Annotated in this window: 12 protein-coding genes; 8 read left to right on the forward strand and 4 right to left on the reverse strand. The window is 63.2% G+C overall.

What is annotated here, in order from left to right:
- Positions 1-13: 13 nt before the first annotated feature.
- The 5 genes from ACQKRQ_RS30825 to ACQKRQ_RS30845 are packed head-to-tail and all read left to right on the forward strand — an operon-like array spanning position 14 to position 5,394.
- Complete coding sequence (locus tag ACQKRQ_RS30825) at positions 14-1,252, forward strand: ABC transporter substrate-binding protein (protein WP_408177085.1); 1,239 nt, start codon at positions 14-16, stop codon at positions 1,250-1,252.
- A gap of 9 nt (positions 1,253-1,261) precedes the next feature.
- A complete protein-coding gene (locus ACQKRQ_RS30830; protein ID WP_132382447.1) occupies positions 1,262-2,203 on the forward strand; it encodes a carbohydrate ABC transporter permease in 942 nt (313 codons plus the stop codon).
- Entirely contained in the window at positions 2,203-3,120 is a 918-nt protein-coding gene (locus ACQKRQ_RS30835; RefSeq protein ID WP_132382449.1) for a carbohydrate ABC transporter permease, read from the forward strand. Before ACQKRQ_RS30830 ends, ACQKRQ_RS30835 begins: the two co-directional genes overlap by 1 nt.
- 22 nt (positions 3,121-3,142) lie before the next feature.
- Positions 3,143-4,288: an ABC transporter ATP-binding protein gene (locus ACQKRQ_RS30840; RefSeq protein ID WP_427481303.1), complete on the forward strand. Its 1,146-nt coding sequence runs from the start codon at positions 3,143-3,145 to the stop codon at positions 4,286-4,288.
- Between the two features lie 50 nt (positions 4,289-4,338).
- Complete coding sequence (locus ACQKRQ_RS30845; protein WP_408177090.1) at positions 4,339-5,394, forward strand: LacI family DNA-binding transcriptional regulator; 1,056 nt, start codon at positions 4,339-4,341, stop codon at positions 5,392-5,394.
- Positions 5,395-5,437: 43 nt separating this feature from the next.
- Here ACQKRQ_RS30845 and ACQKRQ_RS30850 read toward each other — a convergent pair whose 3' ends face one another.
- Positions 5,438-6,295, reverse strand: a complete 858-nt coding sequence (locus ACQKRQ_RS30850; protein WP_132382451.1) for a PA4780 family RIO1-like protein kinase — start codon at positions 6,293-6,295, stop codon at positions 5,438-5,440.
- A gap of 707 nt (positions 6,296-7,002) precedes the next feature.
- Here ACQKRQ_RS30850 and ACQKRQ_RS30855 point away from each other — a divergent pair.
- A complete protein-coding gene (locus ACQKRQ_RS30855) occupies positions 7,003-8,715 on the forward strand; it encodes a SulP family inorganic anion transporter (RefSeq protein ID WP_427481304.1) in 1,713 nt (570 codons plus the stop codon).
- Positions 8,716-8,759: 44 nt separating this feature from the next.
- Here ACQKRQ_RS30855 and ACQKRQ_RS30860 read toward each other — a convergent pair whose 3' ends face one another.
- The 3 genes from ACQKRQ_RS30860 to ACQKRQ_RS30870 form a co-directional block, all read right to left on the reverse strand.
- On the reverse strand, positions 8,760-9,107 hold the full coding sequence (locus ACQKRQ_RS30860; protein ID WP_427481305.1) for a hypothetical protein: 348 nt from the start codon (positions 9,105-9,107) through the stop codon (positions 8,760-8,762).
- A gap of 69 nt (positions 9,108-9,176) precedes the next feature.
- Positions 9,177-9,815 (reverse strand): LysE family translocator, encoded by a 639-nt coding sequence (locus ACQKRQ_RS30865; RefSeq protein WP_132382456.1) that lies wholly within the window; start codon positions 9,813-9,815, stop codon positions 9,177-9,179.
- Positions 9,816-9,983: 168 nt separating this feature from the next.
- On the reverse strand, positions 9,984-10,868 hold the full coding sequence (locus ACQKRQ_RS30870) for a LysR family transcriptional regulator (protein WP_408177095.1): 885 nt from the start codon (positions 10,866-10,868) through the stop codon (positions 9,984-9,986).
- A 145-nt stretch (positions 10,869-11,013) separates the two neighbouring features.
- On the opposite strand from ACQKRQ_RS30870, the gene ACQKRQ_RS30875 reads away from it, so the two are divergent.
- Both ACQKRQ_RS30875 and ACQKRQ_RS30880 read left to right on the forward strand, forming a co-directional pair.
- On the forward strand, positions 11,014-11,448 hold the full coding sequence (locus ACQKRQ_RS30875; protein WP_132382460.1) for a VOC family protein: 435 nt from the start codon (positions 11,014-11,016) through the stop codon (positions 11,446-11,448).
- A 323-nt stretch (positions 11,449-11,771) separates the two neighbouring features.
- On the forward strand, positions 11,772-15,011 hold the full coding sequence (locus ACQKRQ_RS30880; protein ID WP_132382462.1) for an efflux RND transporter permease subunit: 3,240 nt from the start codon (positions 11,772-11,774) through the stop codon (positions 15,009-15,011).
- Positions 15,012-15,021: the final 10 nt, after the last annotated feature.

A 15,021-nucleotide genomic window follows, 5' to 3' on the forward strand; every position in this document is an offset into this window, starting at 1 on the left:
TGGAGGAGACGGAATGAACAGCAAAAAAATGGTCTTGCGAGGCGTGGTTGCGGCACTGGCGTTGTATGGCGTCGTCGCGCAGGCGGAGCCCTTGAAGGCCAACGTGATTCACTGGTGGACCTCGGGCGGCGAGTCGGCCGCGATTCGCCAGTTTGCCGATGCGTATAACAAGGCCGGCGGCCAGTGGGTCGACAATGCGGTGGCGGGCGCCGATCAGGCGCGCTCCACGGCGATCAACCGGATCGTCGGCGGCGATCCACCCACTGCCGCGCAGTTCAATACGTCCAAGCAGTTCCACGACCTGATCGATCAGGGCCTGCTGAACAACGTCGACGACGTCGCCGCGAAAGAGAACTGGAACGGCGTGTTCCCGCAGTCGATTCTCGACAGCATCAAGGTGAAGGGGCATTACTACGCCGCGCCCGTGGATATCCATATGCCGGCCTGGTTCTTCTACTCGAAGCCGGTGTTCCAGAAAGCCGGCATTGCCGGAGAGCCGAAAAGCTATGACGAGTTCATCGCCGATCTCGGCAAGCTGAAAGCCGCGGGCGTGATTCCGCTCGCGCTCGGCGGCCAGCCCTGGCAGGAGAAAATCACCTTCGACGCGGTGCTGGCGGATGTGGGCGGTCCCGATCTCTATATGAAGGTGTACCGCGACCGCGACATGAACGCCGTGAAGTCGGACGCCTTCAAGAAAGTGCTGGCGTCGTTCAAGCGCCTGCACGATTTCGTCGATGCCGGCTCGCCCGGCCGCAACTGGAACGACGCCACGGCGCTCGTGATTTCCGGCAAGGCGGGCGTGCAGATCATGGGCGACTGGGCCAAGGGCGAATTCTCCGCGGCCAATCAGGTCGCCGGCAAGGACTTCGGCTGCTTTCCGGGTTTCGGTCCGCATTCGCCGTATCTGGTCGCGGGCGACGTGTTCGTGTTCCCGAAAACGGACAATCCCACCACGATCAAGGCGCAGAATCTGCTTGCCACGGTGATGACCTCGCCGGCCGCGCAAGTCGCATTCAGCGCGAAGAAAGGCTCGATTCCGATTCGTCCCGACGTGGACGGCAGCAGTCTCGACATCTGCGCGAAGGAGGGCATTGCGATCATGAAGGACAAGTCGCGTCAGTTGCCGAATCCGGAAATGCTGCTCTCGCCTGACACGCAGGGCGCGTTGATCGACGTCATTACCAACTTCTGGAACAAGAACCAGTCGGTCGACGACGCGCAGAAAGCGTTCGCCAGTGCGCTGAAGAGCTAGGTGCGCAGCATGCACGCGCTTAAGCTGCCGGCCGCCGGGTCGAAGACACGTCAAGCGCGGCTGAAGAAGCCGCTCAAAAAGCGTTTTCCGTTCGCGGCGTGGCTGGCGCTGCTGCCGATGGTCCTGACCGTCGTGTTCGCCTATCTCGGCACGATGATCTGGACCGCGCGCGTGTCGCTCAGCAATTCGCGCACGTTTCCTTCCGGCGACTTCGCGGGCTTCACGCAATACGTGCGGCTCTTCCATAACGATCGCTGGCTGCTGTCGCTGCAAAACATCGTGATCTACGGCGCGTGCTTTATCGTGGCGTGCATGGTGATCGGTTTGCTGCTGGCGATCTTCATCGATCAGCGCGTGGTTGCCGAAGGCGCATTGCGCACGGTGTTTCTCTATCCGTACGCGATGTCGTTCGTGGCCACGGGACTCGTCTGGCAGTGGATCCTGAACCCGCAACTGGGCGCGCAGGCCGTGCTGCACAAGCTTGGGTTCGCGCACGCGCGCTTCGACTGGATCGTCGATCAGGACTGGGTGATCTACACCATCGTCATCGCGACGGTGTGGCAGGCCTCGGGTCTGGTGATGGCGTTATTGCTCGCGGGTTTGCGCGGCATTGACGACGAGTTGTGGAAGGCCGCGCGCATCGACGGCATTCCGCGCTGGCGTGTCTATGCCAGCATCGTCGTGCCGATGCTCGGGCCGTCGATCTCCACCGCTTTCGTGCTGCTGTTCGTGATGGTCGTGAAGCTCTACGACGCCGTGGTCGCGATGACGCAAGGCGGCCCCGGCACGGCGAGCGAAGTGCCGGCGAAGTTCATCATGGACTATCTGTTCGGCCGCGCCAACATCGGGCTCGCGTCGGCGGCGTCGATCGTGTTGCTGGCCACCGTGCTGGCGATTCTCGCGCCGTTCTTCTACGCCCGCAGCCGCGCGGCCTTGCGTAAGGAGGTGTGATGAACACGCTCAGTCCGCCGCTGAAAGGCGGCACGCCGGGCCGCGCGCGGCCGCGTCGCCGCCGCACTGCATTCACACCGGCGCGCCTCGGCGTCTATGCATTTTTGCTGACGGCCGCGCTGTTCTTTCTGCTGCCGCTCTACGTGATGCTCGTCACCTCGGTCAAGCCGATGAGCGAGATCCGCCTCGGCAATCTGCTGGCGTTCCCCGCGCATTTCACGCTCAGCGCGTGGAGCGCCGCGTGGCAGTCCGCGTGCACCGGACTCGATTGCAATGGCATTCAGGTCGGCTTCTGGAACTCGGTGCGCATCGTCGTGCCGAGCACGATTCTGTCGATCGCGATCGGCGCGGTGAACGGCTATGCGCTGTCGTTCTGGCGACCGCGCGGCGCCGGCCTGCTGTTCGGCGTGCTGCTGATGGGCGCGTTCATTCCCGTCCAGGTGATGGTCTATCCGCTCGTGCGCGTGCTGGCGAGCGTGCATCTGTTCAGTTCGCTGCCGGGTATCGTGGTGATTCACACCATCTTCGGCATGCCGGTGATGACGCTGCTGTTTCGCAACTACTACGTGTCGATTCCGCAGGAGCTGTTCAAGGCGGCGCGCATCGACGGCGGCGGCTTCTGGCGTATCTTCGTGCAACTGATGCTGCCCATGTCCACGCCGATCATCGTGGTGGCGATCATCATGCAGGTGACGGGCATCTGGAACGACTTCATTCTCGGCCTCGTGTTCGCCGGCACCAAAAACCTGCCGATGACGGTGCAACTGAACAACATCATCAATACGACGACCGGCGAGCGCCTCTATAACGTCAATATGGCGGCGACCATTCTGACCTCCATGGTGCCGCTCGCGGTGTACTTCGTTTCGGGCCGCTGGTTCGTGCGCGGCATTGCATCCGGCGCCGTCAAGGGATAGGGCGATGACAAACGTGGCTAATATGGCAAACGCCGTGGACATGGCGGGCGTGGCCGGCAGTTCCGATGCGGCGGACGCGGCGGGTCTCACGAATCCGGCCAACGTCGCCGTGCGCAATCTGACCATTCGGCTGGGCGCGAACACGGTGATCGAGAACCTCGATCTCGACGTGCGAGCCGGCGAATTCGTCGTGCTGCTCGGCCCGTCCGGCTGCGGCAAATCCACCTTGCTGCACAGTATTGCCGGATTGATCGACGTGACCGACGGCGCCATCGAAATTGCCGGCGAGGACATGACCTGGGCCGATCCGAAGGACCGGCGCATCGCGCTGGTGTTCCAGTCGTACGCGCTCTATCCGACCATGAGCGTGGAGCGCAACCTGTCGTTTGCCTTGCGCATCAACGGCACGCCGAAAGCGGAGATCGCGCGGCGCGTGGCGCGCGCCTCCGAGATGTTGCAACTCGGGCCGCTGCTCAAGCGCAAACCGGCGCAGCTTTCAGGCGGCCAACGGCAGCGGGTGGCGATCGGCCGGGCAATCGTGCGCGAAGCCGACGTGTTCCTGTTCGACGAGCCGCTCTCGAATCTCGACGCCAAACTGCGCACCGAACTGCGCCGCGAACTCAAGCAACTGCACCAGCGTTTGGGCGCGACGATGATCTACGTCACGCACGATCAGGTCGAGGCGATGACGCTCGCCACGCGCATGGCGGTGATGCGCGGCGGCGTGATCCAGCAGTTCGGCACGCCCGCCGAAGTCTACGCGCGCCCCGACAACCTGTTCGTCGCGACGTTTCTGGGCACGCCCGCGATGAACCTGCTCAAGGGCACGCTCGAAACACGCGAGGGCAGGGTCCACTTCAGCACCGGCCATTGGCGGCTCGACGTGTCGGCGTACCCGTTCAAGAACACGCCGGCCAACGGGTTGCCGTGCGTGCTCGGCGTGCGGGCCGAAGACGTGCGCCTGGCCGAGGGCGCGAGCGAACACGCAAAAGTTTCGCTGGTGGAGCCGATGGGCAACCACCGCGTCATCTGGCTCGACTATCATGGAGTGCAGGTCGCATCGATCGACCAGACGAAGACGCCGTTGGCGATAGGGGACACCGCGGCGTTCTCATTCGACAGTACCCATGTCTCTCTGTTCGACGAAGCGGGCGGCGCGCGTTTGTAGCGCCGGCACGCGGCGTCACTGAAAATACAACATGCTTGACGGAGATCCGCGTGGCAACACTCAAAGATGTCGCGGCACTGGCCGGCGTGGGTATGTCGACCGCCTCGCGTGCCATTTCCGGTAAAGGACCCATCTCAGCCGATGCCGCCGCCCGTGTGAAGGCCGCCATCGAACAGTTGAACTTTCGTCCGTCTTCCATCGGCCGGGCCATGGCAACGCAGTCGCTCGGCATGGTCGGCATTTTCGTGCCGACTTTCTTCGGCTCCTATTACGGCACGATTCTCAAGCAGACGGATACCGAACTGCGCGCGGTGCACCGTCACGTGGTGGTGGCGACGGGCTGCGGAGAAGTGTCGCCGCGCGAGCAGGCCATCGAGGCGGTGCGCTTTCTGATCGGCCGCGATTGCGACGGCGTGGTGGTGATCAGCCACGATCTGCACGACGAGGATCTGATCATGCTGCACCGCATGCACCCGAAAATGGTGTTTCTGAACCGCGCGTTCGATCAGTTGCCGGAAGCGTCGTTTTGCGCCGACCATCATCGTGGCGGCGAACTGGCGGCGCGCACGCTGCTCGATCACGGGCACCGCGACATCGCGGTGATTTCCGGGCCGTTCAGCGCCTCGGACAACCAGACGCGTCTGGAAGGCTTCTTTGCCGAACTGGCGCGCGAGGGCATTGCGCGCGACGACGTCACGCTGATCGAATCGGACTTCTCACCGGAAGGCGGCTACGCCGCCGCGCAAAAGCTGCTCGACGCGAAGCGTCCCTTCACCGGCGTGTTCTGCGCGAACGATACGATGGCCGTGAGCGCGTTGGCGCGTTTTCACCAGGCGGGCATTGCCATTCCCGACGAGGTCTCGGTGATCGGCTATGACGACGATTACTCGGCCGCTTATGCCGCGCCAGGACTCACGTCGGTGCATATTCCGACTGCGGAACTGACGCAGAACGCCGTGCGCTGGCTGCTCAATCAGTGCTACCGGACCACGTGGGAGATTTTCCGTGAGTTTCCAGTGAGCGTGACGATGCGTGAGTCGGTGGGGCCGGCGCCGGGTGTGACGGCCGCCGCGATCGAGGCGGCGCGTTTGAGCCGCACGACGTAGCGGCGTCTCGCGTGGCGGCGAAGTGCCGCCCCGCGGCTAACGCTCAGGTGCCGCTGCGCAGCGACTGCTCGTAGCGCAGGCGCGCTTCTTCGTCGAGCCGTGTATCTTCCAGTTCCTGGAGCACGGCTTCGAGATCGATCGGCGTGGTGTCCAGTTCGACGCGGCCGGTCAACGCGGCGTCGACATGCAGCGCGCCCGCTTCGTAGAGCGACCAGATTTCCTTGCCGTAGGTGGTGTCCAGCAACGCGGGCGCGAAGCGGCCGAAATACGTGGCGAGGTTGTTGACGTCGCGCTCGAGCATGGCGGGCGCTTCGAGATTGCCGGCGGCGTCCACCGCTTGCGGCAGGTCGATGATGACCGGGCCGTCGGCGGCAAGCAGGATGTTGTACTCGGACAGGTCGCCGTGAATCATGCCGGCGCACAGCATGCGCACCACCTGGTTCACCAGCAGCGCATGCAAGTCGAGCGCGCGTTCTTCCGTCAGCTCGACGTCGTTCAGACGCGGCGCGACATTGCCGTCGGCGTCGGTCACCAACTCCATCAGCAAGACGCCGTCGGTGCAGATGAACGGCTGCGGCACGCGGACGCCCGCGTTGGCGAGCTGGAACAGCGCGTCGACTTCGGCGTTCTGCCAGGCCTGTTCCTGCACTTCGCGGCCATAGCGGCTGCCTTTTTCCATCGCGCGCTGCTGGCGGCTGTTCTTGACCTTGCGGCCTTCGCGGTAGGACGCGGCCTGTCGGAAGCTGCGCTGCTTGGCGTCTTTGTAGACTTTCGCGCAGCGCGTGGCGTCGCCGCTGCGCACCACGTAGACGGTGGCTTCCTTGCCGCTCATCAACTGGCAGATGACTTCGTCGATCAGGCCTTCTTCGACCAGCGGGAGCAGACGTTTCGGAGTTTTCATGCGACCGCCGAAGGGCGGTGGGCGGCACGGCGGCGACAAGCGGCCGGTTGCGAGGGCAGACGATGCGGGATTCGGGTCATGCCGGATTATACGGGGAGACCGCGCGGAGCATGGAAAAGAGCCATGACCGGGGTTGCGAGTCGATCGCTTCTCGCCTGATGATTCCAATGCGCGCGCGAACCGCTAGAAGCGTTCGTCTAATTGCTGGACGGTGAAAAGGAAAGCCGACTTTTTGATCGCGACGGGTGAATGAGCTCGCAACCGTTTGCGTATCGCACGCGCCCTCGAACATACGCTTCGCTACCGTTTGCGCCGCATTTTCTGCTGATATCCCGATGCGGACGATCGCGGGCTCACGCGAGATTGTTGTAGCTGCCGACACACTGATTTGCTGTTTTCCAGCATTCAATTCGCATGGTGATCGCTTAAACTTGGCGGTAACAATATGTTACGGGGTGCGAGATGTTGGCCGTCTTCTTCATTGCCTGCCCGATCTGCATCGCCGCGTTGGTTGGTTTCGCGCGGCACGTGGATCCGGTGACGGGGCAATTCAAGCGTTGAATCTGTAAGTGGGTGATTTTCCGCAGCGCCATAGGGGCGCGTGATGCGGTGTTCTCTTTTCTTGAGCCGATCTCGCTACAAGTCTTGCCTTTGAGTGCCGAGTCGCGGCACGATGCGCGATAACCTGGATTAGGGCAGTATCGCGTATGCGAGAATTTCTGGCGAATATCACGGCGCGCGCCAGCGTGCTGAAGGGCGTTCTTCCCCTGAACCGCGCCGCGGCGGCGCGCGATGCGCTGGCCGGTGTGCAGCTTGCGTCGATGGATATTCCGCAAGTGCTGGGCTACGCGCGCATTGCGGGCATGCCGGCCGTCACCGGTCTGTATACGGTCTTTCTGCCGCTGATCGCGTTTGCGTTTTTCGGCGCTTCGCGGCACCTCGTCGTGGCCGCCGACTCCGCAACCGCCACGATTTTCGCAAGCCGGCTCTCCACCATGGCGCCGGCGGCGAGCGCTGAATATGCCGCGCTCGCCGCGATGGTCGCCTTGCTTACCGCTGCCTTGCTGTTCATCGCGCGGATTTTCAAACTGGGCTTTCTCGCCGACTTTCTGTCGCGTACGGTGCTGGTCGGCTTTCTCGCCGGCGTCGGCGTGCAGGTCGGCATTGCGATGCTCGGCGACATGTTCGGCTTGCCCGGGCACGCCGCGCGCAGCGTCGATCAGCTCGTGCTGGTGGTGCGCGAAGCCACCCAGGTCAATCGGCCGACGCTCGCCATTTCGCTGCTGGTGGTCGTCGCCATTCTGACGTTCAAGCGCTTCCTGCCACGCGTGCCGGTGCCGTTGATCGCGGTCGTGGCGGGTATCGCCGCGAGCGATCTCTATCATTTCCCGGCGCACGGTATCGCTGTGCTTGGCCCGGTGGCGGGCGGCTTGCCACCGCTGCGCATCCCATCGGTGACATGGCAGCAGATGCTCGATTTGCTGCCCGTGGCGGCGTCCTGCTTCGTGATGATCGTCGCGCAAAGCGCCGCCGCGAGCCGCGTGTTCGCCGAGCGTCATCACGAGGCGGTGGATACCAACGCCGACTTGCTGGGCATCGCCGCGGCCAACACGGCGGCGGCGTTCTCGGGCGCCTTCGTGGTGAACGGCAGCCCGACGCAAACCGCCATGGCCGATCTTGCGGGCACGCGCAGCCAGTTCGCGCAGCTCGTGTTCGCGGCGGTGGTGGTCCTGGTGCTGCTGTTTTTCAGCCGCTTTCTACAGTATCTGCCGCACTGCATTCTTGCCAGCATCGTGTTCACGATCGCCATCGGCCTGATCAATCTGAAGACCTTGTTTGCGATTCGCCGCGAGAGTCCCGGCGAATTCGCGCTGGCCGTGTTCACCGCGGCGGCGGTGGTGCTGATCGGCGTCGAGCACGGCATTCTGGTGGCGGTGGCGCTCTCGCTGCTGCGGCACGTGCGCCACAGCTACCGTCCGCATACGATGATTCTCGCCCCCGGCGACGACGGCGTGTGGGTGCCGGTGCCCGCCGTGCCCGGCATCCAGACCGCGCCGGGCCTGATCGTCTACCGCTTCGGCGCCGACCTGTTTTATGCGAACGACCACTTTTTCGTCGACGATGCGCGCCGCCTGATCGACGCAGCCCCCGGCAAGGTGCGCTGCTTTGTGATCGACGCGAGCGCGATCACCGACCTCGACTATTCGGCCTCGCGTTCGATCGGCGAGTTGATCCAGACGTTGAAAAGCGTTGGCATCAAGGTACTCTTCGCGCGCGTGAACCGCTATTTGCGCTCGGACATGGACCGGCACGGCATTACGCCGATCGTCGAGGAAACTTGCATTTTCAACACTTTGCACGAAGCGCTGCGCACGGCCGGCGTGGAGAAGCCCGACCGGCATGTGAAAGAGGCGACGTAAGCGCTGGTTTGCGCGAGGGTGGCGCGTGGCTGTTGGCGTTGCGCTTATTCGTCTGCGAAGAAATAGCCGATGAAGAAGCACACGCCCGCGATGACCGCACCGAGCACGGCCACCGTATAAGCGAGCGCCGTGCCGTGCCACAGTCCGTCGAACCACTGATGAAGCTGCGCCATCAGCACCGCCGCATTGCCGCCGATACGCTGCAATTCGATCTGATAGCGCGGATCGGCGATGCTGTACAGGGAGGCGGCGCTGTCCGGCGGCGGCGTGGTCGCATAGATGATCACGGCGAGAATCACACCGGTCACCAGCGCCGCGACGCCCGCCAGATAGAGCCGCTTCTGCCACGGCGAGCGTTGCGCTGCCGGGTTCACTTCGTTGCTGCCGCTCATCGTGTTCGTCTATCCACTTCAATCGTCACGGCGACAGTATCGCAGAGCGGCGGGCGTTTCCAGGCGCGCTCAGGTTTTCGAAGTCAGCAGCTTGATGCCGGCAATGCCGAACATGATCGCGAGGGACCCATCGAGCCAGCGGCGGATCGCCGAGTAGATGCGCCGTGCCGAAGCGGTCGAAAACAGCACCGCGTAGCTGCTGAACACCGATACGCCGATGCACATGCAGCCGAGCACCACCGGCGTGGTGTGCGAGGCGCCGCCGGCCGGCGACATGGCCAGCGAGACGATCGACAGCCAGACCAGAATCGCTTTCGGATTGGTGAGATGCAGCAGCAGGCCGCGCAGATAGAGGCGCTTGAGCGCTTCGTCCGCGCGCGCGGTGCCCGTGGGCAGCGCCTTGGGACGAAACGCGGAGCGTGCCGATTTGAAGCCGAGCCACAGCAGATACAGGCCGCCGGCGATCTTGATCGCCACCAGACATTCCGAATAAGTGGCGAGTACCGCCGACAAACCCAGCGACGCCAGCAGCGCCCAGAAGAATGAACCCGACACCACGCCGAGCGCGAAGGTCAACGCGGAGCGGCGGCCCGAGCTCATCGCCAGTGACATGATCGCCAGATTGCTCGGCCCGGGGCTCGCCGTACCGACGAAGTAGGCGCTGTAGGCGATCAAAACATCGGCGGTGAGGAAGGTGCTGGCGATCATGGGCTGGACCTCGGCGGCGGGCAAGGTGTGCGGCTCGGTGCGCACAGGGGTAAAGGCGCGAACGTCACGAAGCGTCGCGCGAACGGGGATTTTGCGCTCGGCAGGCCGAATCTCACAGATACAGTTGACTGTTCCGGCAACAGCACAATCACGCAGGCGCCTGCCGGCTCACGCACCCGCCGCCGCGCCGATGCAGTCGGCGAGCGCACCCGCCACCGCCTGCCGGCTATGCCGCGGGCGCTGCACAAGGCCGATCTCCCGCTGAAACGTCGCCTCGCCGAGTTCGAGCGCGACGACCCCGGCTGGCCACTTGCCGAGTCCCGCGCTATTCGGAAGCAGCGCCACGCCGATGCCGCGTGCGACCAGTTGCACGATCCCTTGCAATTCGTCCAGTTCGATCACGTCGTGCACGTTCAGCCGCGAGCGCCGCAGAAACCGGTCGACCAGCCTGCCGCCGAACGAGGTGCGGTCGTAGCGGATAAACGGCTCGCTGCGCAGCAGTTCGCGCCAGGACCGCGCCTCGCCCTTGCCGCGCGCAAGCGCCTTGGGCACGAGCAGCACGAACGGCTCGGTGACGAGCGTGCGCCATTCGAGTTCGGACGGCAGCGCGAAGGGTGGTTTGATGACGACGGCCAGGTCCAGTTCGCCGGAATCCACTTGCCCCAGCAAGCCCAGCGACACGCCGGGCACGACGCGAATGCGCCAGCCGGGACGGTCGTCGCGAAAGCGCGCGAGCGCGTCGGCGAGAAACGACACTTGCGCGGACGCGATGGCACCCACCCGCAGCATGCCGCTTTCCGCCGCGACCGCGCCACGTTCGGAGAGCCGCGCGTAGAGCGTCATCATTTCCTCGGCGAGCGCGAGCGTTTCACGGCCGGCGTCGTTGAGCGTGGCGGAGCGGCCGGTGCGGTCGAACAGCGCGAAGCCGAGTTCCTCTTCGAGCCGCTGCATCTGGGCGCTCACGGCGGATTGCGTCAGGCCGATGCGCGCGCCCGCGCCGGAAAACGTGCCGTACTGGCTCACAGCGATAAAAGTCTTGAGTTCGCTCAGCATGATCGATTGATCGATTTTGGTGATGGTGAGATCAAATATATATCGTTTTTCACCATTTTTAATCATGGTTAAACTTTGCCTCACGCGTGTGGCCTTCAAGGCGCATGCATGTTCAACCCAATTCCAATCAGCGAGTTTCCCCATCATGAGCGTTGCCGCTACCGCCTTGCCGCCGTTCCATCTGGCGTTCCCTGTTCATAGCCTTGCCGCCGCGCGCGAGTTTTACGGCGAACTGCTAGGCTGTCCGGAAGGACGCAGCTCGGACGCGTGGGTCGATTTCAATTTCTACGGTCATCAGATCGTCGCGCACCTCGCGCCCGAGGAAATTGGCCACCGCCACACCAGCAAGGTCGACGGCGACGCCGTGCCGGTCCGTCACTTCGGCGCGGTGCTCTCGATGGCGCAATGGCAGGCCGCCGCGGACAAGCTGCAGGCGGCCGGCATTGATTTCATCATCGAGCCGCACGTGCGCTTCAAGGGCGAAGTGGGCGAGCAGGCGACCATGTTCTTCCTCGACCCGTCGGGCAATGCGCTGGAATTCAAGGCGTTTGCGGATATGTCGGCGTTGTTTGCGAAGTAACGCTGACAGCGACATGGCAAATCGGCCGTGATCGACTAAGCTTTCAATATGCGTGAAGTATTTGCTTCGCGCAAATCAATCGATGCGATGTTTCGTGATGCTCTCGCGTGACATCGCGTTGAACCGACGCCTCAACCTCGGCTATCTTCGCTCATCAAACGTTTGCTCTTCAGCAAACCGTCCCGCAGTTCAAGCACTGTTTTTCCTTACATTAGCCTTCCTGACAATTCCGCCATTTTCGCGCCATGCAGGCGTTGGTGCTACCGATCTAGCATAAGCGCTGATTCACCCATCCCTTACCTGCATTCATTCGGGCGCGTTTCATGTGGATCGTCAACGTTGCGCTTAAACGGCCATACACGTTCATCGTGATGGCCATTCTGATTTTGCTGGCGACGCCATTCGTGCTGTTGACCACACCGGTCGACGTGCTGCCGGAGATCAATATTCCGGTGGTCAGTATCATCTGGACCTACACGGGCTTGTCGGCCGAAGACATGGCCAACCGCATCACGTCGGTGAACGAGCGCAGTCTGACTACCACGGTCAACGACATCGAGCACATCGAATCGCAGTCGCTCGCGGGCATCACGATCCTGAAGGTGTTCCTGCAGCCGAATGCGAACATCCAGACCGCGATCGCGCAGACGGTGGCCGTCGAACAGGCGCAGGTCAAGCAGATGCCGCCAGGCGCGACGCCGCCGCTGGTGATCAGCTACTCGGCCTCCAGTATTCCGGTGATCCAGCTCGGCCTGTCGAGCCCGAAGCTCTCCGAACAGGCGCTCAACGACACGGCGCTGAACTTCCTGCGTCCGCAGCTCGTGACGATTCCCGGCGCGGCCGTGCCGTACCCCTACGGCGGTAAATCGCGGCTGATTTCGGTCGACCTGGACACGCGCGCGTTGCTCGCCAAGGGGCTGACGCCATCCGATGTGGTCAGCGCGTTCAACGCGCAAAACCTGATTCTGCCGACCGGCACGGCGAAGATCGGACCGAAGGAATACACGATCAACATGAACGGCTCGCCCGCCACGTTGGAAGGGCTCAACGATATTCCGGTGCGCACGCTCAACGGTGCGACGACGTATCTGCGCGAGGTCGCGCACGTGCGTGACGGCTACTCGCCGCAAACCAATATCGTGCGGCAGGACGGCCATCGCGGCGTGCTGATGTCGGTGCTCAAGAACGGCAGTGCGTCGACGCTTTCCATCGTCAATACGCTGCGCGGCCTGCTGCCGAACGCGCAAGCCGCCTTGCCGCCGGATCTGAAGATCACCGCGCTATTCGATCAGTCGGTGTTCGTGAAAGCGGCGGTGCAGGGCGTGGTGCGCGAAGCGCTGGTTGCCGCCGCGCTGACCGCCGCGATGATTCTGCTGTTCCTCGGCAACTGGCGCAGCACCTGCATCATCGCGATCTCGATTCCGCTGTCGATCCTGTCCTCGCTGATCGCGCTGCATGCGCTCGGACAGACCATCAATATCATGACGCTCGGCGGTCTCGCGCTGGCGGTCGGGATTCTGGTGGACGATGCCACGGTGACGATCGAGAACATCGAACGGCATCTGCATATGGGCACGAATCTGCACGATGCGATTCTCGACGGCGCGGGCGAAATCGCGATTCCCGCGCTGGTGTCCACGCTATGTATCTGTATCGTGTTCGTGCCGATGTTCTTCCTGACCGGCGTGGCGCGTTATCTGTTCGTGCCGCTCGCCGAAGCCGTGGTGTTCGCGATGCTGGCTTCGTACGTTCTGTCGCGTACGCTGGTGCCGACCCTCGCGATGCTGCTGATGGGTCACGCGCACAAGCCGAAGCAGGGCGCGAAGCCGAATCTGTTCATGCGCCTCTATCATCGCTTCGATCGTGGTTTCGAGCGCATGCGCGCCGGCTACATCATGATTCTCAGCAGCTTGCTGGTGCGGCGTGGCATGTTCGGCAGCGTGTTCCTCGGCTTTTGCGTCGTCTCGATGGGCCTGATTTTCGTGCTCGGCGAAGATTTCTTCCCGAGCGTGGACGCCGGCGACATTCGCCTGCATATGCGTGCGCCGACCGGCACCCGCATCGAGGAAACCGCGCGTCTTGCCGACGAAGTCGAAAAAGTGATTCGCGAAGTCGTGCCGCAAAAAGAACTCGGCACGATTCTCGACAACCTCGGTTTGCCCTATAGCGGCATCAATCTCTCGTACAGCAATGCGGGTACGATCGGTACGCTTGACGGCGAGATCCAGGTGGCGCTCAATGAAGATCACAAGCCCACGCAGATCTACATGGACAAACTGCGCGCGATCCTGCCGCAGCGTTTTCCGGGCGTCGAGTTTTTCTTTCAGCCCGCCGACATCGTCACGCAGATTCTCAACTTCGGCCTGCCTGCTGCCGTGGACGTGCAGATTTCCGGCGCGAATCAGGAGGGCAACTTCGACATTGCGCGCAAGCTGCTGAAACAGGTGCGCATGATTCCCGGCACGGTGGACACGCACATCCAGCAGAAACTGGATGAACCGGCGATCAATCTTCAGATGGATCGCACACGGCTTCAGCAACTCAATCTGAGCGCGAGCAACGTGGCGCAAAACGTGCTCATTTCGTTGTCGGGCAGTTCGCAAACCTCGCCGGGTTTCTGGTTCAACAATCGCAACGGCGTGGAATACAACGTGGCGGTGCAGACGCCGCAGTATCAGGTGTCGTCGATCGATGAGCTATTGCGCACACCGGTGTCGGGCTCGACCACCGGCCCGACCCAATTGCTCGGCAATCTGGTGCGGGTCACGCCGCGGACGCAGTTCGCGGAAGTCACGCATTACAACATCAGGCCGGTGATCGATCTCTATGTGAGCGTCGAGAAGCGCGACCTCGGCAGTGTGGCGAATCAGGTCGACAAGCTGGTGGACAACGTGCGTGCGTCGCTGCCGCGCGGCAGTCAGATTACCGTGCGCGGCCAGGTGCAGACCATGCGCAGTTCGTTCTTCGGTCTTGGGATCGGCGTGGCGATGGCGATCGTGCTGGTGTACCTGTTGATCGTGGTGAATTTCCAGTCGTGGGTCGATCCGCTGATCATCGTCAGCGCGTTGCCCGCGGCGTTGGCGGGCATTGTGTGGATGCTGTTTCTGACCGGCACGCACCTGAGTGTGCCGGCGTTGACGGGCGCGATCATGACCATGGGCGTGGCCACCGCCAACAGTATTCTGATGGTGGCGTTCGCGCGCCAGCGCCTTTCCGCCGGCGCACCGCCGTTGACCGCCGCGCTCGAAGCCGGTGCAAGCCGGATCAGGCCGGTGCTGATGACCGCCTTCGCGATGATCATCGGCATGATTCCGATGGCGCTCGGTCTCGGCGAAGGCGCCGAGCAGAATGCGCCGCTCGGCCGCGCGGTGATCGGCGGCTTGCTGTTCGCCACCGTGTCTACGCTGTTTTTCGTGCCGCTGGTGTTCGCGGCGATTCACTCCCGCCTTGCGCGCCGTCACCGCGACGATGGTGACGACGGCGACGCAAACCACAATGGTTCCCACGGCGACGGCCACGACGGCCCCGCGCCCGGGCACGGCGGCGCCGGCAAGCCCGCGTAAAGTTAAATGA

Source organism: Paraburkholderia sp. NPDC080076 (genome assembly GCF_050281145.1).
In the GTDB taxonomy this organism is placed as follows: Bacteria; Pseudomonadota; Gammaproteobacteria; order Burkholderiales; family Burkholderiaceae; genus Paraburkholderia.